The organism is Streptomyces sp. NPDC101191, assembly GCF_044767915.1.
In the GTDB taxonomy this organism is placed as follows: domain Bacteria; phylum Actinomycetota; class Actinomycetes; order Streptomycetales; family Streptomycetaceae; genus Streptomyces.
In genome coordinates this window covers 59,271-84,222 of sequence record NZ_JBIWOU010000007.1, presented here as the reverse complement: position 1 = coordinate 84,222, position 24,952 = coordinate 59,271, and the positions used below count along the sequence as shown (strand labels likewise).

The following is a 24,952-nucleotide window of genomic DNA, read 5'->3' as shown; positions in this document are numbered from 1 at the left end:
GGGTCAGAGCACTCCCATCAGCGGGCCGCCGGGCAGCGGGACTCCGAGCAGGTGGTCGAAGACGACGTAGGTGAAGAGGGAGAGCGCGGCCGCGATCAGCGGGTCGCGGTGGAGCCGGCGGCTGCCGAGGGCGTAGGCCGCGCCCCAGAAGAGCAGGGCGCCGGCGACGGGGAAGCCGACCGGGCCGATGAGGACGGCGAAGCCGAGGAAGACGCCGGCCAGGAGCAGCACGGTGCGCAGGTCCGTCGGCTCGGTGAGGTCGACGTCCTCGCCGCCCTCGGCCTCGCCGCGGCCGCCGCGCAGGACGTCGACGGCGAGGAGGACGGCGACGACGAGCAGTCCGCCACCGACGACGAGGGGAACGGTGTGGGGGCCGACGGGGCCGCGGCGGCCGAGGTCGGCGCTTCCCGCGACCGCGGTGAGGGTGTCGGTGAGGACGAGGACGCCGAGGAGCAGGAGGATGAGGCTCACGCCGAGTTCGGAGTGCTCGCGCAGCCAGGAGGTGCGGCCGCCCGCCGCCGTGGCGGTGGGTTCGGTGGGTTCGGTCGTCGTGGTCACAGGCCCAGCTCCTTCAGGACGGAGCCGACGCGGCGGTCCTGTTCGGTGAGGAAGGCGCCGAACTCGTCGCCGGGAAGGAAGGCGTCGTTCCAGCCGTGGGTCCGGAGCGACTCGCGCCACTGGGGGGAGTCGTGCAGCGCGGTGACGAGGCCGACGAGCTTGTCGCGCTCGGCGTCGGAGAGGCCGGGCGGGGCGACGATCCCGCGCCAGTTGACGAACTCGGTGTCGAGGCCGGCCTCGCGCAGGGTCGGCGCGTCGAGCCCGGGGACCCGCTCGGGTCCGGTCACGGCGAGCAGACGCAGCTCGCCGGCCTTGATCTGGTCGAGGTACTCGCCGACGCCCGAGACGCCGAAGGCCACCTTGTCGCCGAGGATGGAGGCGAGCAGTTCGCCGCCGCCGTCGAAGGGGATGTAGTTGACGCTCCTCGGCGCGATGCCGGCGGCCTGGGCCATCAGCATGGGGGCCAGGTGGTCGGGGCCGCCGGGCGAGGAGCCGCCGCCGACGGGCAGCTTCCCGGGGTCCTTCTTCCAGGCGGCGAGGAGCTCCTGGATGGTCCGGTACGGGGAGTTCCTGCCGACCACGACGATGTCCTGCTCCAGGGTGAGCCGGGCTATCGGGGTGGTGTCGGCGAGGGTCTTCGGGGTCCTGTTGGTGTGGACGGCGCCGACGACGCCGAGGCCCATCGACATGGCCAGCCTGCCGTTGCCGCGTTCGCCGACGAGCCGGGTGAGGCCGACGGTGCCGCCCGCGCCGGGCAGGTTGAAGACCTCGATGCCGGAGCCGAGTCCGGCGTCCTCGGCGTTCTTGGCCACGGTGCGGGCGGTGATGTCGTAGCCGCCGCCGGGCGTGTTGGGGACCATGAAGCGCAGGCCGGGGATCTGCGTGCCGGTGTCGGCGCCGCTGCCGGTGGTGAGCAGCGGCGGCCCCACGAGCACGAGCAGAGCAGCCCCGAGCAGGGCCAGGGGGGTGCGCAGACGCACGGGTGCCGCCTCTCGGAGAGTAGGGGTGGAGGTGTGAGGTGGCCCACATGTTGCCTGCGCGTGAGGAAGCTGTCGCGCTTCCGCAATCAACGGACGTTGTGGTCCTTGTGGTCGCGTCCTACCTTGTCGGCGTGACGAAGGTGCTGGTGGTCGACGACGACTTCATGGTGGCCAAGCTGCACTGCCGCTACGTGTCGGCGGTGCCGGGCTTCTCGGTCGCCGGCGTCGCGCACACCGGCGCGGAGGCGCTGCGCGCGGCGCACCGGCTCCGACCGGAGCTGGTGCTGCTGGACATCTTCCTGCCGGACATGGACGGGATCGCGGTGCTGCGCGAGCTGCGGGCGGCGGGCCTCGCGGTGGACGCGCTGTTCATCACGGCGGCGCGGGACGTGGAGACGATCCGCTCGGCGCTGCGCGCGGGGGCCCTGCACTATCTGATCAAGCCCTTCAACCAGGCGGCGCTCCAGGAACAGCTGCGCCATGTGGCCTCGTTGCAGGGCCGGCTGGACGAACTGGCGCAGGCGGAGGCCCGGCAGGAGGACGTCGACCGGATCTTCGGGGCCCGCCCCCGTGGCTCCCGCGAGCTCCCCAAGGGCATCGCCGCCCCCACCGCGGAGCTCGTCGACTCGGTCCTCCGCGCCCACCCGGAGGGCCTGTCGGCCACGGAGTGCGCGGAGGAGGCGGGCACGCTCTCCCGGGTGAGCGCCCGCCGCTACCTGGAGTACTTCGCGGAGACGGGCCGCGCGGAGGTCACGCTCCGGTACGGGGGCACGGGGCGGCCGGAGCGGCGCTACCGGCGGCTGGGCTGACGGCGCCGCCGCCGGCCGGTCAGGGCCCGCTGCCCGGCCCGGAGCCGGGCGAAGCCTCCTCGGCGTCATGGGCGCGGATGCCGGTTCGAGCCGGGCGGGCCGTGCTGTCTGTGGCCCCGCTTAGAGGCCCCTTAACGCGACCATAAGGATCGTCTCCTCCCGTCCTCCGGGCCGTCTTTCGCGGATTCCGCGGGCTAGCTTGCTGGACAACCCCCCACACCCACCCTCGTGAAGGAGTTGTCCCCCCATGACCTCACGCCGTACGGCCGCGGCCCTGACCACCACCGCGGCACTCGCGTTCACCGGCCTCGCCGCCGCGCCCGCGTTCGCGCACGGGTCGATGACGGATCCGGTGAGCCGGGTCGCGACCTGTTACGCGGAGGGTCCGGAGAGCCCGAAGTCGGCGGCGTGCAAGGCCGCGGTGGCCGCGAGCGGGACGCAGGCGTTCTACGACTGGAACGGCGTGAACATCGCGAACGCGGCCGGGAAGCACCGCGAGCTGATCCCGGACGGCAAGCTGTGCAGCGCCGGGAACGACAAGTACCGGGGCCTGGACCTCGCCCGCGCGGACTGGCCGGCCAGCCGGATGAACTCCGGCGCGCACACCTTCCGTTACAAGGGGACCGCTCCGCACAGGGGCAGCTTCGCGCTGTACGTCACGAAGGACGGCTACGACCCGTCGAAGCCGCTGAAGTGGTCGGACCTGGAGGACAGGCCGTTCGCCACGGTGACGGACCCGGGGATGCAGAACGGCGACTACGTGTTCTCGGGCACCGTCCCGAAGAAGTCGGGGCGCCACCTCATCTACTCGGTCTGGCAGCGCTCCGACTCCCCCGAGGCCTTCTACACCTGCTCGGACGTGGTGTTCGGCACGGACACCGCGCCGTCGCCGGCGCCCACGGCGTCCGTTCCCACCGCGGCCCCCACGGCGGCGCACGGCGGCCACGGGGGTCACACGGCTCCGAGCGGCACCCCGGCTCCGGCCTCCGCGGCCCCCGACACCGAGGCCGTCGGCACCGCGGCCCCCGGCACCGAGGCCCCGAGCACCGCGAACGCGGGCACGGCGGCTCCGGCGCCCGCCCCGAACGGTTCCGGTGAGGAGCTCGCCGAGACCGGTGGCGACGCCGCCACGCCGTACCTCGCGATGGGCGGCGCCGCCGTGCTCGCGGTCGGGGCGGCGGTCCTCTTCGCCGCGAGCCGGCGCCGGTCGGCCGGGTCCCGGCACCGGGTCGGCTAGTCGGCTAGCCCACCACGGAGAGGCAGGTGGTCGGGGTCGCGTGGGCCGGGTCGAGGGCGTTGCCGACCTCGTGGAAGACGATCCGGTCCACCGTCCCGATCGCCACGTGCTCGGACAGGTCGAGCGCGCACCGGTCCTGGAGCAGCACGTTGCTGACGTTCGGGCCGGAGAGCCAGCCCGACTGGTACGGCGTGACGACCTCGTCGTACCGGGTGGCGATCACCGTGTAGCGCACGCCGGGCACGGTGTCGCCGCCCGCGTTCAGCTTGGTGAGGACCGCGGAGCCGACGATCTGGTCGGCGAGCCCGGGGGTCGAGGTCTTCAGCAGGTCCTCGGCGCCCGGGAAGTACGGCAGGAGCTTGGTGAGGCCGCTGAGGGTGGTGCCGTGGTTGTCGGGGGCGATGCCGACGAGCGCGTTCACCTTGTCGGCGCCGCCGAGGAATTTCAGGTAGTAGCGGGGCATCATGCCGCCCTGCGAGTGCCCGACGAGGTCGGCCTTCCGGGCGCCGGTGGCGGCGAGGACCCGGTCGACGTAGGCGGCGAGCTGTTCGGCGGACTTGTCGACGGGGCCCAGGCCGTGGAAGAGCGGCACACCGGGCAGCTGGCCGTAGTCGAGGGAGAAGACGCAGTAGCCCCGGTTGACGAGGTACGGCGCGAGTCCCAGCCAGTTGTCGACGGAGTTGCCGAAGGTGCCGTGGACGAGGACGACCGGGCGGGGGTGTTCGGCGGACGGCTTGCAGGAGAAGTCGTTCCAGCCGCGTCCGGCGGCGGCTTCGACCTGGGTGGTGTCGGCCTGGGCGGCGGTGGGGGCGAGGCTTGCGGCGGCGGTCAGCAGCAGGACGGACAGCGCTCTGACGACGTGCTTCCAGGGCAGCATCGGGCGATCTCCTTGCGGCTCAAGGGGAATGAGGGAGTGCGTGACGCCCTGCGGTCCGGACCACAAGTGGGGATGCGCTTCCAGCCAAGCTACGCACGAGTAGGTTCGGTGGGAAGTTACGCGTCGGTAAAAAGTCTCGTGTCGCGCCCCCACCTGCCAACTCGCTGAGATAAAGGCCCAGTTGCCCCGCGCTCAGGCCGCGAGTGATCCCGGTAGCACCGCCCTCGGGCCGTACTTCGCGCGGGCGCGGTCCGCCACCGCCTCGATGCGGCGCGCCTTGTCGTCCGCCGGATCGAAGGTCAGCTGGTGCGCGGCGCCCTCGGCGGGGGCCAGCCCCTCGGCGCGCAGGGCGATGCCCCGGACACGGGCGCGCTGGAGGCCGAACGAGGCGAGGATCGCGTACGCGAGCGTGGTGAGGTCGGTCGAGTGGGCGGTGGGTTCGCGCAGGGTGCGGGTGCGGCTCGACGTGGTGCGGTCCGCGTAGCGGACGGTGACTGTCAGGGAGCGGCACACCTGGCCCTCGGTCCGCATCCGGCCGCCCAGTTCCCCGGTGAGCGACAGCAGCGCCCTGCGGTGCTCGCCGGGGTTCAGCTCGTCGTGCGGGAAGGGGTGTTCGGCCGCCAGGGAGCGGGAGAGCTCGCCGGGGACGACGGCGGTGCGGTCGATGCCGCGGGCCCGTTCCCACAGCTCGCGGCCGGCCTTGGCGCCGACGAGCCGCTGGAGGACGGCGAGGGGCGCGTCGGCGACCCGGCCGACGGAGTCGAGGCCGTAGCCGCAGAGGGTACGGGCGGTGGCACGGCCGACCCCGTCGAGGGCGGCGACCGGCCGGTCCCGCAGGAAGGCCTCCGGGTCCTCGACGACCAGGGTGAGACCGGGCCGGGCCTCCCGGGCCGCCATGCGGGCCAGCATGGGGTTGGGTCCGGCGCCGATCACGCAGTCGACCCCGTACAGGGCGAGCGCCCTGACCCGGATCACCGAGGCCAGCTCGGCCGGGCTCCAGCCGAAGTAGCGCAGCGCGCCGCGCACGTCGGCGAGCGCCTCGCCGGGCGGGGCCGCCTCGACGACGGGGGTGAACTCGCCCAGGAGATCGAGCAGCCGGGGGAGCATCACCTCCCCCGTCGACTCCAGTCGGAACCGTACGCAAAGGATCATCCCGCGCTCCCCGGACTGCTGTGCCACAGTTTCCGCGCCGGCGTGGCGGCGCCTTCCCCGGCCGGCCGGAGGTCGGCCCAGGGGTTCATCGTGTAGCCGGTGGACATCGTGATCCGGCGGCCGGTGTCGCCCGATCCGGGCGACACGGCGGCGGGCCCGGCGGACGGCCCGGCCGCGGGCTCGGGCTCGCCCCCGGGCTCGCCCCCGGGCTCGGGCTCGGGCTCGGAGAGGCGCTCCCCCACCGCCTGCAGGCCGCCGGTGGCGCGCAGTTCGGCCAGCTCGGCGAGGTTCCAGGCGGCGGAGCCGACCACGCTGAGGCTGCGCGGGCCGCGCCGCTGCACCACGCCCCGGACGAGGAGCAGCCAGGAGTGGAAGACGGTGTGGGCGCAGCGCTCGTGGGAGTCGTCGAAGAAGGCGAGGTCGACCAGGCCGGTGCCGTCGTCGAGGGTGCTGAAGATGACCCGCTTGCCGGAGCGGATCGGCGGGGTCTGGGTGGCCGCCTTGGCGCCGGCGACCAGGACGGTCTGGCCGTGCCGGGCCGAGCGCAGCCGCTGGGCGGAGACCACGCCGAGTTCGCGCAGGAAGGCCCGGTGGTCGCCCATGAGATGGCGGGAGGCGTCCATGCCGAGGATGCCGAGTTCGGCGCTGAGCCGTTCGGTGTCGTCGAGGTCGGGCAGGCCGACGGGGGCGGTCTTGCGGCCCTGGGCGAGCGGGAGCTGCCCGCCGTAGGAGGCGGTGCCGCGCTGGACGCGGTGGAGTTCGGTCAGGTGCAGGAGCAGGTCGCGGCGGTTGGCGCCGAAGGCGTCCAGCGCGCCGACCTGGGCGAGGCGTTCGGCGACGGGTTTGCGCGGGCGGGCCCGCTCCCAGAAGTCGAGCAGGGAGGCGTAGGGCTGTCCGGCCTCGATGCGGGCGCCCTCGGCCTCGCTGATGCCGTGGACATCGGTGAGGCCGAGCCGCAGGCCCCAGGTCCTCGTGCCGCCGTCGGACACCGCCTCGATGCGATGGGCGACCGCCGACCGGTTCACGTCCAGCGGCAGCACGGGCACCCCGCGCCGCCGGGCGTCCGCGAGCAGCAGCCGCTTCGGGTACATGCCGGGGTCGTGGGTGAGCAGCCCCGCGTAGAAGGCGGCCGGGTGGTGCGCCTTGAGCCAGGCCGACTGGTAGGTCGGCACGGCGAAGGCCACCGCGTGCGCCTTGCAGAAGCCGTAAGAGCCGAAGGCCTCGACGATCTCCCAGGTGCGGGCGACGACCTCCTCCGCGTACCCGTTGCTCCGCGCCCGCTCGGTGAACCAGATCCTGATCCTCCCCTGCGACTCGGGGTGGGAGAGCCCGCGGCGGACCTGGTCGGCCTCGTCGCGGCCGCAGCCGGTCAGGATGCTCACGATCTCGATGATCTGCTCGTGGAAGACGACGACGCCGTACGTCTCCTTCAGGGCTCCCTCCAGGTCGGGGTGCGGGTAGCGGACGGGGGCCCGGCCGTGCCGGGCCTCGATGAACGGGCGGACCATGTCCGCGGCGACCGGGCCGGGCCGGAAGAGGGAGATGTCGACGACGAGGTCGTGGAAGTTCTCGGGCTGGAGCCGGCCCACCAGATCGCGCTGGCCGGGCGACTCGATCTGGAAGCAGCCCAGGGTCTCGGTGGAGCGGATCAGCCGGTAGGTGTCGGGGTCGCCGGCCGGGACCGCGTCGACGTCCGGCCGGGTGCCGGTGGCCCGCTCGACCTCGGCGACGGCATGCGCCATGGCGGACTGCATCCGGACCCCGAGGACGTCGAGCTTGAGCAGGCCGAGGTCCTCCACGTCCTCCTTGTCGAACTGCGACATGGGCAGCCCCTCGCCGCTGGTGGGCACGACGGGCGTACGGCCGAGCAGCGAGGCGTCCGAGAGGAGTACGCCGCAGGGGTGCATGGCGATGCCCCGGGGCAGCGCGTCGAGGGCCTCGACCAGCTCCCAGAAGCGGGTGTCGCCCGCCCGCCGGGCCTTCAGCTCGCGCAGTTCGGGCAGTTCGTCGAGGGCGGCGCGGGCGTCCCGGGCGCGGATGTGCGGGAAGGCCTTGGCGATCCGGTCGGTCTCGGCCGGGTCCATGGACAGGGCGGCGCCGACGTCCCGGACCGCGTGGCGGACCCGGTAGGTCTCGGGCATGGCGACGGTGACGACCCGCTCGGCGCCGAAGCGGTCGAGGATCGCGCGGTAGACCTCGATGCGGCGGGCGGACTCGACGTCGATGTCGATGTCGGGCAGGGCGGTACGGCGCTTGGACAGGAAGCGTTCCATCAGCAGTCCGTGCTCCACCGGGTCGGCGTGGGCGATGCCGAGGAGGTGGTTGACGAGGGAGCCGGCGCCGGAGCCGCGGGCGGCCACCCGGATGCCCATGTCCCGTACGTCGTCGACGACCTGGGCGACCGTCAGGAAGTAGCTGGCGAAGCCGTGGTGGGCGATGATGTCGAGCTCGTGATGCACCCGGTCCCAGTAGGTGCGCCGGTCGGGGCGGCGGTCGTAGCCCTTGAGGACCATGCCGGCGGCGGCCCGGGAGGCGAGCACGCGCTGGGCGGTGCGGTGGGCGGCGCCGACGAGGTACGGCTCGGGGAAGTGCGCGGAGCCCATGCCGAGGTCGTCCTCGGGGTCGACCAGGCAGGCGGCGGCGACGGCCTCGGTCCGCTCCAGGAGCCGGTGCGCGGCGTCCCGGCGGAAACCCGCGGCCTCGACGATCCGCTCGGCGCCGGCCAGCATGTCGTCGGCTCCCTTGAGCCAGGCCTCGCCGCTGTCGAGCCCGGCGCGCGGGTCGACGGGGACGAGCCGGCGGGCGGAGTCGAGCACGTCGGCGACCGGGCCCTGGCCGGGGTCGGCGTACCGGACCTCGTTGCCGAGCACGGGCCGGACGCCCTGCTCGGCGGCGAAGCCGACGGTACGGGCGGCGAGCCGCAGCGAGCCGGGCCCGGTGCCGGAGCGTCCGTGGTGCACGACCTCCAGGCACAGGGCGTCGCCGTACCGCTCGCGCCAGGGCACGAGCAGCCGCGCGGCCCGGTCGGGCCGGCCGGCGGCGAGGGCGCGGCCGACGTCGGAGTCGGAGCCGAGCAGCACGAAGAGCCCGTCGCCCTGGTGGGCGGTCCAGGGCAGGACGGGCCGCCCCTCCCCCGCGTGGGCGTGGGCGGCGGTGACGAGCGCGCAGAGCGCGGCCCAGCCGGTCCGGGACCGGGCGAGGAAGACGGCCCGGGGCGCGGACTCGTCCACGAAGGCCCCGCCCCGTACGGGCATCCGCCGCGCGGAGGTCTGCCCGCCGCGGCCGCCGCCGGGCGCCGGGCGTCCGTCCTGCCCGGAGCCGTACGGGACGGCGCCGTGGGCCGGCTCGGCCGGCACCGGGGCCAGGAAGGGCTCGTAGCCGAGGTCCACGCCGAAGAGCGGACGGACCCCTTCCCTCTCACAGGCCTTGGCGAAGCGGACCACGCCCGCGACGGTGTCGCGGTCGGTCAGGGCGAGGGCGTCCATACCGCGCTCGGCGGCGCGCTCGGCCAGCCGGGCGGGGTGGGAGGCGCCGTAGCGCAGGGAGAAGCCCGACGCGGTGTGCAGATGCGTGAACCCCGGCATGCGCCACACCTCCCGCGTCGAATTCGTACATACGTTCCCACCCCCTCGAACCCAGCGTAGCTCATTTTCGAACGTCCGTACGATAAGCGTGCGGCATCAGCCATTCGGCCCCGGCCCACCTGCGGAAACACCCCCTGCCCCGGAGCGTGGGGGGCATGAGTCTCGTCGACGAACTGAAGAGCGCCGTCACCCCCCGAGCAGCCCTGCTGGTCGTCGGCGTCTTCGCCCTCCAGATCCTGTTCATCACCTCGTACGTCGGGGCCCTGCACGATCCGAAGCCCACGGACGTGCCCTTCGGCGTGGTCGCCCCGCAGCAGGCGGCCACCGTCCTCGTGAACCGGCTGGAGCAGCTGCCCGGCGAGCCGCTCGACCCGCGCACGGTCGCGACCGCCGACGAGGCGCGGGACCAGATCCTGAACCGGGAGATCGACGGAGCCCTGGTCGTCGACCCGCGGGGCCGCACCGACACCCTGCTCGTCGCCTCCGGCGGCGGCACCGTGCTCTCCTCCACCCTGGAGAACATGTTCGTCCGGCTGGAGGCGGCCAACCAGCGCACCGTGCGGACCGTCGACGTGGCCCCGGCCTCCCCGCAGGACTTCGACGGACTCTCCGCCTTCTACCTGGTGGTCGGCTGGTGCGTCGGCGGCTACATCTGCGCCGCGATCCTGGCGATCAGCGCCGGCTCGCGGCCGGCCAACCGGGAGCGGGCCGTCATCCGGCTCGGCGTACTGGCGCTGTACGCGGCCCTCGGCGGCCTCGGCGGCGCGGTCATCGTCGGCCCGATCCTCGGCGCGCTGCCCGGCAGCGTCGCAGCGCTGTGGGGCCTGGGCACCCTGGTGGTCTTCGCGGTGGGGGCCGCCACCCTCGCCCTGCAGTCGGTCTTCGGGATCGTCGGCATCGGCCTCGCGATCCTGCTCATCGTGGTCGCGGGCAACCCCAGCGCGGGCGGCGCCTTCCCGCTGCCGATGCTGCCGCCGTTCTGGAAGGCGATCGGCCCGTACCTGCCACCGGGCGCGGGCACCTGGGCGGCACGCTCGATCGCGTACTTCAAGGGCAACGACATGACCGCCTCGATGGTGGTCCTGTCGGTCTGGGCGGTCGTCGGCGCGGCCGTCACCCTGGTGATGTCCTCGCTGAAACGGCGCCCGGAGACGGAGCCGATCGCCGACGAAGTGGGCGAGACCCGCGCCTAGGCATACGGATCACGCCGGGCTCGCGGAGGCCCCGGCCCGCCGCCGCCGCGTCGACGGGACGGCGATGGCGAGCCGGGGCCGGGGGGCCTAGAAGACGCTGACCCCGTACGCGCTGAGCGCCTCGGTCACCGGCTGGAAGAAGGTGGTGCCGCCGGAGGAGCAGTTGCCGCTGCCGCCCGAGGTGAGGCCGATGGCGCGGCTGCCGGAGTAGAGCGGACCGCCGGAGTCGCCGGGCTCGGCGCAGACGTTGGTCTGGATCATGCCGTAGACGATGTCACCGCCGCCGTAGTTCACCGTGGCGTTGAGGCCGGTGACCGTACCGCCGTGGATGCCGGTGGTCGAGCCGCGGCGGGTGACGGACATCCCGACCGTGGCGTTGGCGGCGCTGGTGATGTCGACGCTGCCGACCGTGCCGGACTTGGTCACCGAGGTGTTGGTGTAGCGCACGATGCCGTAGTCGTTGGTCGGGAAGCTCGACCCGGCGGTGGTCCCGAGCACGGTGGTGTGGGAGGAGTTGGACCACCAGGTGCCCGCGCCGTCGGTGCAGTGGCCGGCGGTGAGGAAGTAGTAGTTCCCCGCGCTGTCCTTGACGTTGAAGCCGAGGGAGCATCGCCAGCTGCTCGCGTAGATGGCGTCGCCGCCGGAGATCAGCTTGTTGAACTTCCCGGGGGTGCGCTCGATGCGCAGCGCACCCGCGTTGGCGCCGGCCTGTCGCTTGATCTTGGCGAGGTCCGCCTGCGAGACGGTGGAGTCGGCGGTGACGACCACGGTCCTGGTGGCGGGGTCGACGCGCCAGGCGGTGCCCGCCACGTCGGCCGCGAGGACGGCGTCGCCCGCGGCGGTGAGCTGGGTGGCGCTGAAGGTGCTCGCCTGGGCGGCCGAGTCGGCGTTCGCGGTGGGGACGGCGAGCGCCGCGGCGGCGACGAGGCCGGTCGCGATGGCGAGCATCCGGATGTTTCTCGTGGGGGTGGTGCGCTTGATCCTCACTTCTCGTTCCTCCAGAGGGGAATCGGGGGCCCGCAGTGGGGTGTCGGACCCGTGAGGCGCGGCCCGGGGGCCGGCGCTGTTGGTGGGGGAGTCTCGGGCCGTGCGGTTTCGCGCCGCGAGGGCGGCCTTCGGCCATACGGCCTTCAACCAACCAGCTGGGTAACGGAGTCGCCCGGTACAGGCGTCGGCCTCAGTAGAGGCTGACCTTGTACTTGGCGAGCGCCTCCGGCACCGGCTGGAAGAACGTGGTGCCTCCGGTCGAGCAGTTGCCGCTGCCACCGGAGGTGATGCCGAGCGCCTTGGTGCCGTCGTAGAGGGCACCGCCCGAGTCGCCGGGCTCGGCGCAGACGTTGGTCTGGATGAGACCTCGCACGGTGCCGCCACCGGAGTAGTGGACCGTGGCGTCGAGCCCGGTCACGGTCCCGCCGCGGGTGCCCGTGGTGGAGCCGGTGCGCTTCACGGACTCGCCCACGTAGGCGTCGGCCGCGGTGAACCCGCCGGGGTGGGCCAGCGAGGCGTTGTCGTAGCGGACCAGGGCGTAGTCGTTGCCCGGGAAGCTGGACCCGGTCGTGGGGCCGATCAGGGTGGACTGGGCCGAGTTGGCGTACCAGGTGCTCACGACGTTTCCGCAGTGGCCGGCGGTGAGGAAGTAGTACGTGCTCCCGCTGCGCACGTTGAAGCCGAGCGAGCAGCGGTAGCCGTTGCCGTAGATGGCGTCCCCCGCGGCGAGCAGGGGCTTGAAGACTCCGGGGGCACGCTCGACGCGCAGCGCTCCGGCGTCGGCACCGGCGGCGCGGGCGAGCTTCGCGAGCCCGGCCGCGGAGACGGTGGAGTCGGCGGTGACGACGACCCGGCCCGCGGCCTCGTCGACGTACCAGGCGGTGCCGCCGACGTCCGCCTTCAGGACGGCGGCGTCGGCCCGGGCGAGCGCGGCGGCGCTCGCGGGGCCGGGGGTGGGGGCGGCCTGGGCGCCGGGCAGGCCCAGGGCGGTGGCGGCCGTGACGGCGGCGGCGACGGCGAGCAGTCGGATGCGCGTGGTCCTCACTGTTCTCCTTCGGGGTACGGCGGAGAGACCCGTGGGTGGCGGGTTCATGAGGCGTCGTCAGGTGACGTGTTCCTGACATGCACCGGCAGCGATACTGGCCCGTCCAAGCGGAACGCACAAGACCGCCTGCCGTCCTCGTCTACGCGCGCGGACCCGTGCGCGGACGGCGCGACCCCCCGTAGGCCCGCGCCGTCCGCAGCCGGTGGTTCAGCCCTCGACGACCCGCCGCTCCCCCGCCGCGACCGCCGTGTCCAGCGTGTTCCCCGGCGGCGGGAAGGGGCAGATGAAATGCGCCGCGAACGCGCACGGCGGGAGCAGCGCCCGGTTGAGGTCCACGGTCACGGAGCCGTCCGCGGCCGGCGCGGGCGGCCGCAGGAACCGGAAGCGATAGCTGTCCCGCCCGCTGGTGGTGTCCGCGAAGACCGCCCACAGCGAGCCGTCCTCCTCCACCGCCACCTGCAGGCTGTGCTCGGCGCCGTGCAGGTCGAAGACCAGCTCACCGGCGAGACCGAGCCCGCGCTCCTTGCCGTCCGCGTTCTCCACCCGCACGTGCCGGTCCTCGGCGTACGGGCGGAACACCCCCGGCCGCACCCACGCCTCGTCGTACGGCGTGGCCTCGATGCCCCGGAAGGCGCGGCGCGCCGCCGACTCGGGGTCGAAGTCCCGCACCGCCCACTCCCCTTCGCGGCGCAGGACGACGAGCCGGCGGCCGGCGGACTCGACCCGGGACTCGTGGATCGGGGCATGGTCGGCGGTCAGCCGCACGGTGCCGATCAGCGGCTTCCCGTCGACGGTGATCGCGTCCTCGGCGCCCGCGGTCAGAACGACCTCGTCGCCCTCGGTCCGCCACTCCCCCGGAACGTCCGGAATTCGCCCCTCCGGCACGTCCGAGAGCCAGTACGTGCCCGTCAGCGAGAGCGGTCCGTAGGACGAGGCGACCGCCGCCGTCCGCTGCTCGTGCCAGTGCTGCCACTCCTGCCGGGGATCGTCGCCGTGCGCGCCCCGTGCTGCATCCGTGCTCATGGTGTGTCACCTTTCCACAGGTCAGTTCTTGGTGCGGGGCAGACCGGGCGGGTTGATCTCCGAGCTCGTGACGGCCTCGGTGCTCAACCCCCAGCGCTTGAGGACCTGCGCGTAGGTGCCGTTCTCGATGACGTGGTTCAGGGCGGCGGCATACGCCTCCACGAGACCACTGCCCTTCTTCGTGGTGGCCGCGATCTTGCCCTGGAGCCCTGCGCCGGCGCCGGAGAACCTGCCCACGACCTCGGTCTGCCCGGCCGAGGCGACGTGGTAGGCGGAGGTCGGGTTCGGGCCGAGGTAGGCGTCGATACGGCCGGACTGGAGCGCCAGGTAGTAGTCGGTCTGGTTCTGGAAGTACTTGATGTCGACGGGCTTGCGGCCCGCCTTCTCGTTCTGCCGGCTCCAGTCGACCAGGATCTTCTCCTGGTTGGTTCCGGAGCTGACCGCGATGGTCCGGCCCGCGACGTCGGCCGGGCCCGCGACCTTCCAGCCGGCGCCCTTCTTCGCCTCGAAGGCCAGGTCGTCCAGGCGGTAGGTGGCGAAGTCGTACTTGTCCTTGCGCTCCTCCGTGACGGTCACGTTGGAGAAGACCCCGTCGAACTTGCCGCTGTCGAGCCCGACGAAGAGGTTCTCCCAGGAGACCGGGGAGAACTCGGGCTTCACCCCGAGGGTGTCGGCCACGAGCGTGGCGAGGTCGAGCTCGGCGCCGATCAGGGTTCTGTCGTCGGTGGCGTAGAAGGCGAGGGGCGGGGCGCTGCCGGTGGAGACGCCGAGGGTGAGCGTGCCGCGCTTGCGCACGGCCTCGGGGAGCTTGGCGGCGAGGGCGTCGACCTTGGCGGTGTGGACGCGCTGCTGGTCCGGGCCGAGGTTGATGGCGGCGCCCGCGCCCTTCCGGTCCTTGGGCGTGACGATGTCGTCGGCGGCGTCGCTCGTGCCGCAGGCGGTGAGCAGGCCGAGGGCGGAGAGCGCGGCGAGGGCGACGGCGAGCGGGCGGTGGCGGAGGGACATGAGGGAACTCCTTCGGTAAGGGCGGGGGGAGGGACTCGGAGACGACCGGGGACCTCACGGGTGCGGAGGACCTCGGACGCGGTGCGGAGGGGGCCCCGCGGATCGGGTCAGAGGACCTTGGAGAGGAAGGCGCGGGTGCGTTCGTGGCGCGGGCTGTCCAGGACCTCGGCGGGCGGACCCTGCTCGACGATCCGTCCCTCGTCCATGAAGACGACCGTGTCGGCGACCTCGCGGGCGAAGCCGATCTCATGGGTGACGACGATCATGGTGGTGCCGCCGGCGGCCAGGTCCTTGATGACGTCGAGCACTTCGCCGACCAGCTCCGGGTCGAGCGCGGAGGTCGGCTCGTCGAAGAGCAGCAGGGCCGGTTCGAGGGCGAGCGCGCGGGCGATGGCGACCCGCTGCTGCTGTCCGCCGGACAGCTGCCGGGGGTAGGCGCGGGCCTTGTCGGCGAGGCCGACCCGGTCGAGCAGCTTCAGGGCGGCTGCCTCCGCCTCCCTGCGCGGGCGCTTCAGGGCGGAGACCGGGGCCTCGACGATGTTCTCCAGGACCGTGAGGTGCGGGAAGAGGTGGAAGTTCTGGAAGACGAACCCGATCCGGGTGCGCTGCCTCAGGACCTCGCGCTCGCGCAGCTCGTAGAGCTTGTCGCCGGAGCGGCGGTAGCCGACGAGGGTGCCGTCGACACTGACGGAGCCGCTGTCGACCTTCTCCAGGTGGTTGATGGTCCGCAGCAGGGTGGACTTGCCGGATCCGGAGGGGCCGAGGACGACGGTGACCTCGCCGGCCCGGACGTCGAGGTCGATGCCGCGCAGCACCGGGAGGTCCCCGAAGCTCTTGTGGACGGACCGGACTTCGACCATGGAGCTCATCGGGTGCTCCCCTTCGCGTAGTGGCGTTCGACGTAGTGCTGGACGACGGAGAGGGCGGTGGTCAGCAGGACGTACCAGGCGGTGGCGACCATCAGGAGCGGGACGACGCGTCCGTTGCGGCCGTAGACGACCTGGACCTGGTAGAAGAGCTCGCCGATCGCCATGACGGAGACGATCGAGGTGCCCTTGAAGAGCGAGATGATCTCGTTGGCGGCATTGGGCAGGATCGAGCGCATGGCCTGCGGCAGCACGATCCGCCGCAGCTGACGCAGCCGCGGGATGCCGAGGGCCGCCGCCGCCTCCAGCTGGCCGCCGTCCACGGCCAGGACGCCGCCGCGGACGATCTCGGCCGCGTAGGCGGCCTGGTGGAGGGCCAGGCCGAGGACGGCCGCGCTCATCGCGCCGACCAGTCCCATGGTGTCGAAGGACCAGAGACTCGGCCCGAAGGGGACGCCGAGGCTCAACTCCTTGTACAGATAGGCCAGGTTGAACCAGAACAGCAGCTGGACGATGAGCGGGATCGAGCGGAAGGCCCAGATGTAGCCGAAGGCGACCGCCCTGAGGAAGGGGCTCGCGGACAGGCGCATGAAGGCGAGGACGATGCCCAGGGCGAAGCCGAGGGCGGTGCCGTAGAAGGTCAGCTGGAGGGTGACCCAGACGGCTTCGAGGATCGCGTCGGAGGCGAAGAAGCGGGCGAAGACGTCCCACTCCCAGCCGGGGTTGGTGACGAGGCCGTGCAGGAACTGGGCGAGCACGACGGCCGTGACGACGACCGCGACCCAGCGCCAGGGGTGCCGTACGGGCACGGTCTTCAGGGCCGGCGGGTCGCCGGCCGGGGCTTTCGCCCGGGCGAGGTCGACGGGTGGATCACTGGTCAGGGACATGGGGCACCTCGGGGAGGGAAGTTCGGCACAGGCGGACGGACGGCCCGGCGGGCGGAGGGCAGGCGGACGGAGGGGCGGACGGAGGGCGGACGGCCCGGCGGACGGAGGGCGGACGGAGGGGCGGACGGACGGGCCGCCGGGCGGAGGGCGGACGTGGGGGCGGGCGAACCGGCTCAGGCGCTCGCCGACGCGGGCGCGGGCGCGGTTGCGGCCTCCGCCGGACAGGACAGGTCGCGCAGCAGCGCGAGCGCGGTGCGCGCGGTCCGGTCGTTCTGGCGGAAGGCGACGCCGCCGGTACGGGGCCGGGTGAAGGCCCCGCCGGCCCGGGAGGTGGTGTGCGGGCCGAGCGCGAAGCGCCGCGGGTGCGGGCGTCCGTCCCGCCCGAGGACCCGGCCGTCGCCGGGGTCGACGGCGAGCAGCCCGGCGTCGGTCGCGTGGGCGCCGTCCGCGTACAGGGTGCGGAGCAGCGGGTCGGCGCTGTGCGTCACGGTGGGGTCGGGCAGCCGGGCCTCGACGAGGGCACGGGCCTCGGTCCACTCCCCCGGCAGGCTCTCCGAGGAGGCCCGGAAGACGCCCCGCTCCTCGTCGGTCTCCACGGTGACGCCGGCGCCGAGGAAGCGGACGATCCCGGCGTCGGAGAGGGCGAGCAGCCGGCGCAGCCGGGGTCCGGGCGGGCCGGAGGCGAGGTAGCTGAAGAAGCCGTGCCACCAGTTCCCGGGGTCGCCGACCTCGCCGAGCCGGGTCAGCTGTCCGTAGACGGAGAGCAGCGCGTCGAAGACCGCCTGGTCGGTGCTGTGGGCGGGGTCGTGACGGCGCTTCAGGTCATCGGCGACGTAGCGGCGCAGGCCTTCCTGGAGGGCGTCGGCGGAGGCGTACCGGACCCCGGCGAGGGGGTGGTCGAGCGCGTCCGGGTCGAAGCGGTCGGCCGGGTCGGGTACGGCCAGGGCGACCAGGGCCGCCAGCTCCGGACCGAAGGGCGCGGCGGCCGCGTACCGCTCCTCGAAGACCTCCCGGGCGACGGAGGTGCGCTCCGGGTGGGCGGCGAAGAGGCGGTGGTAGTGGGCCCAGCCGAGCTCCTTGGCGACCGACGGCCACACATCGCGCCGGAAGTCGAGCGGCCGGCCGGCGGCGAGCAGCGCGTCGACCTCGGCGGGCCCGAAGAAGCGCGGCAGCGGCGGGCGTTCGCCGTCGGTCTCGTAGCCGATCTTGGAGTGGTACGGGACTCCGCGCCGCGATCCGACGTGCAGCACGGGCTCACGCCCGGACGGCACGTACACGAGCCGGTCGGCGTCCTCGGGGTGCTCCTCGTACCGCCCGCCCCGCCCCTCGGTGAGCAGCACCATCAGGTCGACGAAGGCGAGTCCGAAGCCGCGGACCAGGACGGGTTCGCCGGCCGGCAGGACGGCCAGGTCGGAGTCGGCGGTGAACTCCGGTGGCAGGTACACCAGGCCGTGCCGGGCGGCGAACTCGCCCGTCTCGCGCAGCCGGGCGTCCGGCTGGGCGTCGAGGTGCCCGAGGGCGAGCACGACGAGGTCGGCGACGAGCGGTACGGCGTGCCCGTCGAGCCACACCCGCTGCCGCCCGTCGCGCGGGCCGGTGACGCGCAGCGCGGTGGTGGGGTGCTCGTGGACGGTGACGGTGGGCGGCAGCGCGCTCCGGGCCTGTGTGTGCGCCCAGCGCAGGTAGGCACCCTGCTGGGGGCGGCTCGGGAAGGAACGGCCGTCGATGCCGGCCCATTCGGCGAGGCTGGGACCGGGGCGTACGGGCCCGTCGATCCGCACGGTCTCGTCGGTGAACAGGGTGACGTCCTCGGCCCGGGAGTTCATCCAGAGCAGCGGGGACCGGTCGGTGCGCCAGATGCGCCCCGGGCCGGCCGGGTGCGGGTCGACGAGGTGCACGTCCAGGGGCCGCTCCCCGTACAGCTCGGGCAGGTTGGCGGCGAGCCGTTCGAGGAACCCGGTGCCGCGCGGCCCGGCGCCGACGACGACGACCGAGGGGCGGCGGCCGCTCATCGTGTGCCGCCCGTGCCGCGTGCGTAGTGCCGCTCGACGTAGTGCTGTCCGACGCCGAGGACGGAGGTGACCAGGACGTACCAGACGGTGGCGACCAGGAGCAGCGGGATCACCTGGTAGGTGCGGTGGTAGACGAGCTGGACGGAGTAGAGCAGGTCCTGGACGGCGATGACGGAGACGATCGAGGTGCCCTTGAGGGTGCCGATGAGCATGTTCCCGGCGGGCGGCACGATGGAGCGCATGGCCTGGGGCAGCACGATCCGGGTGAACCGGCGCCGGCGGCCGAGGCCGAGCGACTGCGCGGCCTCGATCTGACCGCGGTCGACGGAGAGGATGCCGCCGCGGACGACCTCGGCGGCGTAGGCGCCCTCGTGGAGGGTGAGGCCGATGACGGCGACCGAGACGGGGCCGAGAAGGTTGACCGTGTGGACGCCGAGGATCGTCGGGTACAGGGCGCCGATGTTGAACCAGAACAGCAGCTGCACCAGGATCGGCGTGGACCGGAAGAACCAGACGTAGCCCCAGCTGACCGCGCGCAGCACCGGGTTGGCGGAGAGCCGGAGCACGGCCAGCAGGGTGCCGATGGCGAAGCCGAGCACCATCACGACGGCGGTCAGCCACAGGGTGAGGCCGAGGCCGCGCAGGACGGCGGTGGAGGTGAAGTAGGCGCCGACCACGTCCCACTGGAAGGCCTGGTTGGTGACGACGGAGTACAGCCCGAGGCCGGCCAGGACGAGAACGGCGCCGGCGGCGGCCCACTGTCCGGTGCGACGGGCGGGGACGATCGGGAGCACCGGTTCGGGTGGCGCCGGGGCGGGGGCGGAGGCTTTGGCGAGGATCGCGGACATGGCGAAGGCTCCGTGGATTCCAGAGACGGATCGAACACGGGAGGCGCCTTCAGCGCGCGGTGAGCCACGGACCCGAGCCCCTCAGCGCGGTCCGCCCCTTCACGCTACGGGGCGCGCACGGCGGCCTGTCAAGTGCGTCCGGATGTTGAGCCGTTCGTCTCGTCGTGGTTGACGCGGAAACGGATGCCTGTTCCACTTGGGCCATGCATCCGCAGCAGTGGCTGGTCACGCGCTCCCACATCGACTTCGGTCGTGTGTGGTCCTCTTCCTGTTGAGCCGACCCCGCTGCTTCTCCCTGCCCGCGTGCTGTTCTCCGCGGCGCCTTCATCCGCGCACTCCTGTGAGCACCCGAGCCTGACGCCCCTCGCTCAGCGTTCCCTTCTTTCTTTCTTCCTTTCTTCCTTCGCCCTGAAGGACCGTCATGACCTTCGCGTTGTCCGTGCACCGGACCACGACCACCGACCCGCTGGCGCGCCCACTGCTCGACGAGCTGGCGCACGAGTACACGACCCGGTACGGCTCGTCGGAGGACCTGCGCCGCTATCCGGCGGAGGAGTTCGCCCGTCCGCGCGGGGCGTTCCTGCTGCTCCTGGAGCAGGGCCGGCCCGTCGCGGGCGGCGCCTACCGCCGTTACGACGAGCGCACCGCCGAGCTGAAGAGGATCTGGACCCACTCCGGCCACCGCAGGCGCGGGCTGGCCCGAAGGGTCCTGACCGAGCTGGAACGGGAGGCCGCCGCAAGCGGCTACACCCGGATCTACCTGACCACAGGTCCGCGCCAGCCCGAGGCCAAGGGCCTCTACCTGGCGACCGGATACCGCCCCCTCTTCGACGTCGCCGCGGATCCCGAGTCGATCGGGCCGCTGCCGTTCGAGAAGCACCTGGAGACCCCGAGACCATGAGCACCCCGCGTACGACGCCGCGCCCGCCCGCGCGCACGAAACGCCACACCGCCGCCTTCGGGCTGATCACGGCCGCCGCGCTGCTGCTCACCGCCTGCGGCTCGGGCGATCCGGTGACGGCGCCCGCCGGGGCGGCCGGGAAGGGCGGTGCGCAGGGCGCGCTCCCGACCGAGGACGTGGTCGCCGGCGTGAAGAGGAACGAGGCGGCGGCCTCGCTGCTGCCCGCCGACGTCCGGCAGCGGGGCACCCTGACCCTGGCCGCCTCGGTCGGCAGCCCGCCGAGCTCGGCCTACCTGCCCGACGGCAGGACGATCGTCGGCCTGGACGTCGACTTCTCCGACGCCGTGGCGAAGGCGCTCGGCCTGGAGCTGAAGCGGGAGGCGGCTGGATTCGAGGCGATCCTGCCGGCGCTCGGCAGCGGGAAGTACGACGTCGGCACCGGGAACTTCGGCGTCACGGAGGAGCGTCGCAAGACCATCGACTTCGTGACCTACGTCAACGACGGCCAGGGCTTCGCGGCCCGCAAGGACAGCACGCTCACCGCCGTCACCGACCTCAACCGGCTGTGCGGCCTCAAGGTGGCCACCGGCGCGGGCACGACCTTCGAGCGCACCCTGGAGAAGAACAAGGGCCGGTGCGCCCAGGCCGGGAAGCAGCCGTACGAGGTGAACGTCTTCAGCGAGCCGGGCGCGGTCTGGATGTCGCTCCAGCAGGGCCGCAGCGACGTGGTGATGAACACGATCAACGGCATCCGTTACGCGGTGACCCAGCAGCCGGACGCGAAGTTCCTCAACGAGTACCGCCGCCTCGACGTCGGCTTCGCCTTCAAGAAGGGGACACCTCTGGCCCCCGCCTTCCAGGCCGCCGTGAACGGACTGAAGGCGGACGGCACCTACGACCGCATCCTGCGGAAGTGGGGCGTGACGGCCTCGGCCATCCCCGAGTCCCGGATCTCGCCGCCGGAGCTGCCCGCGCCGACGAAGTGACTGGCGCGGTCCGGCGGGCCGTCCTGCCGTCCTCCCTCAGCAGTCGCAGCCGCAGTCGCACCCGCAGTCCCCGCAGCAGCCGTCGCCGCCGCAGCAGTCGGAGCAGTTGCTGCAGCAGTCACAGCAGTCGCAGCAGTTCCCGGGGTCGCTGCATATGCCCTCGCGGCGCTGGCGGCTCCACGGGCCCTCGTAGGTGCCGCAGCACATCTGGCAGGTGCAGGCCAGGCCGAGCCAGACGGCGCAGCCGGTGAGCAGGCCACGGCGGTTCGGGGGCTCGGGCGGCAGCGGCGCGCCGGGACCGCCGGGGCCGGGGTTCCAGGGGCCGGGGGACGCGTACGGGTTGCCGGGGACGGGGACGTGCGGCTGCCCCGGGCCCGGTGCCCCGTGCGCGCAGGTCGTCGTGCCGAAGGCCCGGTCGACCGAGACCCGCAGCTCGTGGGCGAGGAGTACGTGGGCGAGCCGGTGGTCGGCGAACTCGGCGTCCCTCAGGGCGAGGCGGATGCCGTGCAGCGCGTCGTCGGCGAGCCGGCGGGCCTCCTCGCGGGAGGTGCCGGTCGCGGTGAGCGGGTTCCAGGCGCCGGCGGCGTCGTCGGCGGCCTGGTCCTCGACGGCGTCGAGGAGGTGGGCGAGGCGTCCGAAGAGGCGGCCCGCCTCGGCGAGGGGCTCGGCGTTGCCGGGGCGGCCGGCGAGGACCGCGGTGTGCGCGAAGGCGGCCGCGGTCGCCGTCTCGGTCGGCTCGGTGACGGCGAGGAGCGGGGTGCCGAGGCCCGCCAGGGCCTCGATGCCGGTCTGCCGGTCGACCGCGTCGACCAGGACCGCGGTGTCGAAACCGAGCGCGCGTCCGGTGCGCGCGCCGGCCCGGTCCCAGGAGCGGGCGACCCGGCGGGCCGCGGCGGCGACCGGGCGCCGGGCCAACAGGCCGTCCCGGTCGGCGACGTGGTCGCGGATCTTCGCCGAGGCCAGGACCAGCGACACGGCGGCGGCGAGCCGCGCGCCCTCGCCCCGGGCGACCGGCGCGGTCCGCATGGCGCGCAGCGGGCAGGGTCCCGCGGTACGGCGCCCGGCCTCGGTGGTGCCGGTCTGAGCCTCCGTCAGCACCGAGACGATCAGGCCGTCGTAGTTGGTGACGACCCGGGCGAGCTGCCCGTGGTCGGCGCGAAGTGCCAGGCAGAGGCCGCAGAGATGGGCCATCCACTCGGTTTTGAGGCCTTCGGTGAGGCGGTGCGCGCAGGGCCTGACGATTCCGAACACGGTGATTCCCCCGTACTTCACACCCTCGCCGCGCGAGGGTCCGCGCGGTCGCGTCGGGCATCGTACCGAGGCCTCCGGGAAGGCGTCCGTTCACCCGTACGCCCCCATCGTCACCCTTCCGGACCGACTTTCATATTTTAAGTTGCACGCCCCGATCCGACCCCCTGTCAGCCCTGGCATACCGCAAGATTCCTGACGAATCGCCAGATTTCGAGCCTCACGTTCTGCACCAGTCCCGTCACGAATCTCCTGCGCGCCGACTATCCACTTGGCGCGCGATCCGCATCATGGACGACGATAGGGATATGCGGAACCACGAGTGACCGCGCTGAAAGGAGGCGTCCATGGGATCGGTGCGCAAGGCCAGTGCCTGGCTGGGACTCGTCGAGGACAACGATGAGCGCTACTACGACGACGAGTACGCCGACGGTGCCGAGGGCGGCGGCGACGCCTGGGTGACGGACCCGCGGGTGCGGGTGGCGTCCGACACGGCGCACGAGCAGGGCCGTCGGATCGCGACCGTCTCGCCGGACGGATTCCGGGACGCCCGGGGCATCGGTGAGCTGTTCCGGGACGGGGTCCCGGTGATCGTGAACCTGACCGCGATGGAGCCGAACGACGCCAAGCGCGTGGTCGACTTCGCGGCCGGTCTCGCCTTCGGTCTGCGCGGCTCGATCGAGCGGGTGGCCACCCGGGTCTTCCTGCTGACCCCGGCCGACACGCAGATCGTCAGCGGCGAGTCCGGACGCTCGCAGGGCGGCTTCTTCAACCAGAGCTGAGGGATGCGGGCCCCGGCGCTGCCGGTCGGTCCCGACACCCCCGGCGGGGCCGGTGGCCCCGTCAGCGGCCGGGCGTTCTCGAACCGGCCGGCTCGGCACGGCCCCGTGAGGCGGGGACCCGTACGGCATCCGCGGTCCCGCCCCCCGTCCGCGGCTTCCGGTCCTCGCCCGCCGTCCGCCGCTCATGGCCCTCGCCGGACGGCCCCGAGCCCGCGGGCTCCCGACCCTCCGGTCCGGTGCCGGCCGTCGCCTGCGCCGGCACGGCGCTCCCGGCGTCCTCCGGATCCTGTGTCACCGCGCACTCCATCACCCGCGGCAGCCGCAGCGCCATCAGCGCGCCGAGCAGCAGCAGGCCCGCGCTCACGAACAGCGTCACGTGCAGGCCGTTCACGAAGGCCTGCCGGGCGGCGCTGTGCAGCGCCTCGCCCGCGGTGCCGCCCAGCCGGCCGGCGACCTGATAGGCCTCGCCGAGCGAGTTCGTGGCGGCCCTGGCGGCGGTCTCCGGCACCCCGGGCAGCCCGCTCAGACCCGGCGCGTACGCCGCGTTCATCACGCTGCCGAGGAGCGCGGTGCCCATGCCCGCGCCGAGCTGGTACGAGGTCTCGCCGATGGCCGCCGCGCCGCCCGCGCTCTCCGGCGGCGCCTCGCTCAGCATCGACTCGTACGCGGAGAAGAGCGTGGTCTGCAGGCCGAAGCCGAGCAGGACGAAGCCGACGGTGAGCAGCAGCGGCCGGTCGTGCTGCCCCATGAGGACGAGCAGCAGCACCGCCGCCGCGGTCAGCACGAAGCCCCAGCCGACCATCCGGCGCGGGCCGAGCCGGCGGAGCGTGTACGAGCCGGTGGCCCCGGCGGCCATGGCGGCGAAGGTCAGCGGCAGCAGCCGCAGCCCGGTCTCCAGGGGGCTGAGGCCGATCACCAGCTGGAGGTACTGGACGGCGATCAGCTGCAGGCCGACCAGGGCCAGCATGGCGAGCACGACACAGCCGACCGAGGTGGTGAAGGCCGCCCGGGCGAACAGCCTCATGTCGATCAGCGGGTGCGTCCGGCGCTTCTGCCGCCGTACGAAGAGGATCAGCAGCGCGGCGCCGAGCAGCAGCGGACCGATCGTGGCCGGTTCGAGCGGCGGGTCGCCGGCCCCGAGCCGCTTGACGCCGAGGACGACACCGAGGACGCCGGCTGCGGCCATGAGCGCGCCGAGCACGTCCCAGGGGCCGTCGGAGCCGCCCCGGGACTCGGGCAGCAGCAGGCGCCCGAGCGGAAGTATCAGCGCCATCAGCGGGATGTTGATCAGGAAGACCGAACCCCACCAGTAGTTCTCCACGAGGAAGCCGCCGAGCACCGGTCCGGTCGCGGCGCCGATGGCGGCGGTCGCGGTCCAGATGCCGATCGCGGTGGCCCGCTCGCGCCGGTCGGGGAAGACGCCGCGGAGTATGGAGAGGGTCGCCGGCATGATCATCGCGCCGCCGACGCCGAGCAGCGCGCGGGCGCCGATCAGGACCTCGGGGACGGTGGCGAGCGCGGCGACGGCCGAGGCGACGCCGAACAGCCCGTAGCCGATCAGAAGCACCCGTCTGCGCCCGACCCGGTCACCGAGCGTGCCGAAGAGGATGAGGAGCGAGGCGCAGATCAGCGGATAGGCGTCGACGATCCACAGCAGCGCGGTCGAACTCGGGTGCAGGTCCTCGGTGAGGGAGGGGACCGCGACGTGCAGCACGGTCGCGTCGAGCGCGACGAGCAACAGACTGACGCAGAGGACGAGGAGGACGACCCAGCGGTTGGCACCGCTGTCGGTTCCACGGCCGAGGGGACGCGGCCGCGTTCCGGCCGTGATCGTCCGCGCCATCTACGTACCTCCCAGTGAAGCCCTCGCGCTCGGCGGGCACCGGCCGGGGAGCGGCCCCGGGGCGGCCCGGCATCGACGGGCGAGTGAGCCGTCAGCGTACGCGAGTTCCAGCCCCGAGCGCGTGGTGCA

General features: G+C 73.4%; 21 protein-coding genes. 6 read left to right on the top strand and 15 right to left on the bottom strand.

Annotated features, from left to right (window positions below; all coding sequences use genetic code 11):
• Positions 1–3: 3 nt before the first annotated feature.
• Together ACIRQF_RS26560 and ACIRQF_RS26555 are read right to left on the bottom strand one after the other, a co-directional pair.
• The gene (locus ACIRQF_RS26560) at positions 4–558 is read right to left on the bottom strand and encodes a tripartite tricarboxylate transporter TctB family protein (protein WP_376637150.1); all 555 of its coding nucleotides are present in this window, start codon (positions 556–558) and stop codon (positions 4–6) included.
• Complete coding sequence (locus ACIRQF_RS26555; protein ID WP_376637149.1) at positions 555–1,538, bottom strand: Bug family tripartite tricarboxylate transporter substrate binding protein; 984 nt, start codon at positions 1,536–1,538, stop codon at positions 555–557. The genes ACIRQF_RS26560 and ACIRQF_RS26555 overlap by 4 nt, the downstream gene beginning before the upstream one ends.
• A gap of 131 nt (positions 1,539–1,669) precedes the next feature.
• Between ACIRQF_RS26555 and ACIRQF_RS26550 the strand changes: the two genes are divergently transcribed.
• Entirely contained in the window at positions 1,670–2,347 is a 678-nt protein-coding gene (locus tag ACIRQF_RS26550; protein ID WP_389756260.1) for a response regulator, read from the top strand.
• Positions 2,348–2,594: 247 nt separating this feature from the next.
• Positions 2,595–3,584: a lytic polysaccharide monooxygenase gene (locus ACIRQF_RS26545; protein WP_389756257.1), complete on the top strand. Its 990-nt coding sequence runs from the start codon at positions 2,595–2,597 to the stop codon at positions 3,582–3,584.
• 4 nt (positions 3,585–3,588) lie between these two features.
• Here the strand turns inward: ACIRQF_RS26545 and ACIRQF_RS26540 are convergent, their stop codons facing one another.
• The 3 genes from ACIRQF_RS26540 to ACIRQF_RS26530 form a co-directional block, all read right to left on the bottom strand.
• On the bottom strand, positions 3,589–4,461 hold the full coding sequence (locus ACIRQF_RS26540; protein WP_404095597.1) for an esterase/lipase family protein: 873 nt from the start codon (positions 4,459–4,461) through the stop codon (positions 3,589–3,591).
• A gap of 192 nt (positions 4,462–4,653) precedes the next feature.
• On the bottom strand, positions 4,654–5,613 hold the full coding sequence (locus ACIRQF_RS26535) for a DNA polymerase thumb domain-containing protein (RefSeq protein ID WP_404095594.1): 960 nt from the start codon (positions 5,611–5,613) through the stop codon (positions 4,654–4,656).
• Complete coding sequence (locus ACIRQF_RS26530) at positions 5,610–9,197, bottom strand: DNA polymerase III subunit alpha (protein WP_404095591.1); 3,588 nt, start codon at positions 9,195–9,197, stop codon at positions 5,610–5,612. The genes ACIRQF_RS26535 and ACIRQF_RS26530 overlap by 4 nt, the downstream gene beginning before the upstream one ends.
• Before the next feature lie 155 nt (positions 9,198–9,352).
• Between ACIRQF_RS26530 and ACIRQF_RS26525 the strand changes: the two genes are divergently transcribed.
• Complete coding sequence (locus ACIRQF_RS26525) at positions 9,353–10,390, top strand: DUF3533 domain-containing protein (RefSeq protein WP_404095588.1); 1,038 nt, start codon at positions 9,353–9,355, stop codon at positions 10,388–10,390.
• Between the two features lie 87 nt (positions 10,391–10,477).
• Here ACIRQF_RS26525 and ACIRQF_RS26520 read toward each other — a convergent pair whose 3' ends face one another.
• The 8 genes from ACIRQF_RS26520 to ACIRQF_RS26485 all read right to left on the bottom strand — a co-directional run bounded on the left by ACIRQF_RS26520 (position 10,478) and on the right by ACIRQF_RS26485 (position 19,063).
• Positions 10,478–11,377 (bottom strand): S1 family peptidase, encoded by a 900-nt coding sequence (locus ACIRQF_RS26520; protein ID WP_389756249.1) that lies wholly within the window; start codon positions 11,375–11,377, stop codon positions 10,478–10,480.
• Positions 11,378–11,567: 190 nt separating this feature from the next.
• Positions 11,568–12,422 (bottom strand): S1 family peptidase, encoded by an 855-nt coding sequence (locus tag ACIRQF_RS26515; protein WP_376637141.1) that lies wholly within the window; start codon positions 12,420–12,422, stop codon positions 11,568–11,570.
• 207 nt (positions 12,423–12,629) lie between these two features.
• Positions 12,630–13,445: a DUF1684 domain-containing protein gene (locus ACIRQF_RS26510; RefSeq protein ID WP_376637140.1), complete on the bottom strand. Its 816-nt coding sequence runs from the start codon at positions 13,443–13,445 to the stop codon at positions 12,630–12,632.
• A gap of 21 nt (positions 13,446–13,466) precedes the next feature.
• Positions 13,467–14,450: an ABC transporter substrate-binding protein gene (locus ACIRQF_RS26505; protein ID WP_376637139.1), complete on the bottom strand. Its 984-nt coding sequence runs from the start codon at positions 14,448–14,450 to the stop codon at positions 13,467–13,469.
• A 107-nt stretch (positions 14,451–14,557) separates the two neighbouring features.
• Positions 14,558–15,310, bottom strand: a complete 753-nt coding sequence (locus ACIRQF_RS26500) for an amino acid ABC transporter ATP-binding protein (RefSeq protein WP_376637227.1) — start codon at positions 15,308–15,310, stop codon at positions 14,558–14,560.
• Positions 15,311–15,315: 5 nt separating this feature from the next.
• Complete coding sequence (locus tag ACIRQF_RS26495) at positions 15,316–16,203, bottom strand: amino acid ABC transporter permease (RefSeq protein ID WP_403528716.1); 888 nt, start codon at positions 16,201–16,203, stop codon at positions 15,316–15,318.
• 173 nt (positions 16,204–16,376) lie between these two features.
• A complete protein-coding gene (locus ACIRQF_RS26490; protein ID WP_404095583.1) occupies positions 16,377–18,215 on the bottom strand; it encodes an FAD/NAD(P)-binding protein in 1,839 nt (612 codons plus the stop codon).
• Complete coding sequence (locus ACIRQF_RS26485) at positions 18,212–19,063, bottom strand: amino acid ABC transporter permease (protein WP_403528710.1); 852 nt, start codon at positions 19,061–19,063, stop codon at positions 18,212–18,214. Before ACIRQF_RS26485 ends, ACIRQF_RS26490 begins: the two co-directional genes overlap by 4 nt.
• A 421-nt stretch (positions 19,064–19,484) precedes the next feature.
• Between ACIRQF_RS26485 and ACIRQF_RS26480 the strand changes: the two genes are divergently transcribed.
• Together ACIRQF_RS26480 and ACIRQF_RS26475 are read left to right on the top strand one after the other, a co-directional pair.
• Positions 19,485–19,964: a GNAT family N-acetyltransferase gene (locus ACIRQF_RS26480; protein ID WP_376637135.1), complete on the top strand. Its 480-nt coding sequence runs from the start codon at positions 19,485–19,487 to the stop codon at positions 19,962–19,964.
• On the top strand, positions 19,961–20,950 hold the full coding sequence (locus tag ACIRQF_RS26475) for an ABC transporter substrate-binding protein (protein WP_404095579.1): 990 nt from the start codon (positions 19,961–19,963) through the stop codon (positions 20,948–20,950). Before ACIRQF_RS26480 ends, ACIRQF_RS26475 begins: the two co-directional genes overlap by 4 nt.
• 36 nt (positions 20,951–20,986) lie before the next feature.
• On the opposite strand, the gene ACIRQF_RS26470 is transcribed toward ACIRQF_RS26475, so the two are convergent.
• Positions 20,987–22,201: a DUF5685 family protein gene (locus ACIRQF_RS26470; protein WP_404095576.1), complete on the bottom strand. Its 1,215-nt coding sequence runs from the start codon at positions 22,199–22,201 to the stop codon at positions 20,987–20,989.
• A 344-nt stretch (positions 22,202–22,545) separates the two neighbouring features.
• Here ACIRQF_RS26470 and ACIRQF_RS26465 point away from each other — a divergent pair, with 344 nt between their 5' ends.
• Positions 22,546–22,980: a cell division protein SepF gene (locus ACIRQF_RS26465; RefSeq protein WP_376637132.1), complete on the top strand. Its 435-nt coding sequence runs from the start codon at positions 22,546–22,548 to the stop codon at positions 22,978–22,980.
• 61 nt (positions 22,981–23,041) lie between these two features.
• Here the strand turns inward: ACIRQF_RS26465 and ACIRQF_RS26460 are convergent, their stop codons facing one another.
• Positions 23,042–24,823, bottom strand: a complete 1,782-nt coding sequence (locus ACIRQF_RS26460; RefSeq protein WP_382483143.1) for an MFS transporter — start codon at positions 24,821–24,823, stop codon at positions 23,042–23,044.
• Positions 24,824–24,952 lie beyond the last annotated feature (129 nt).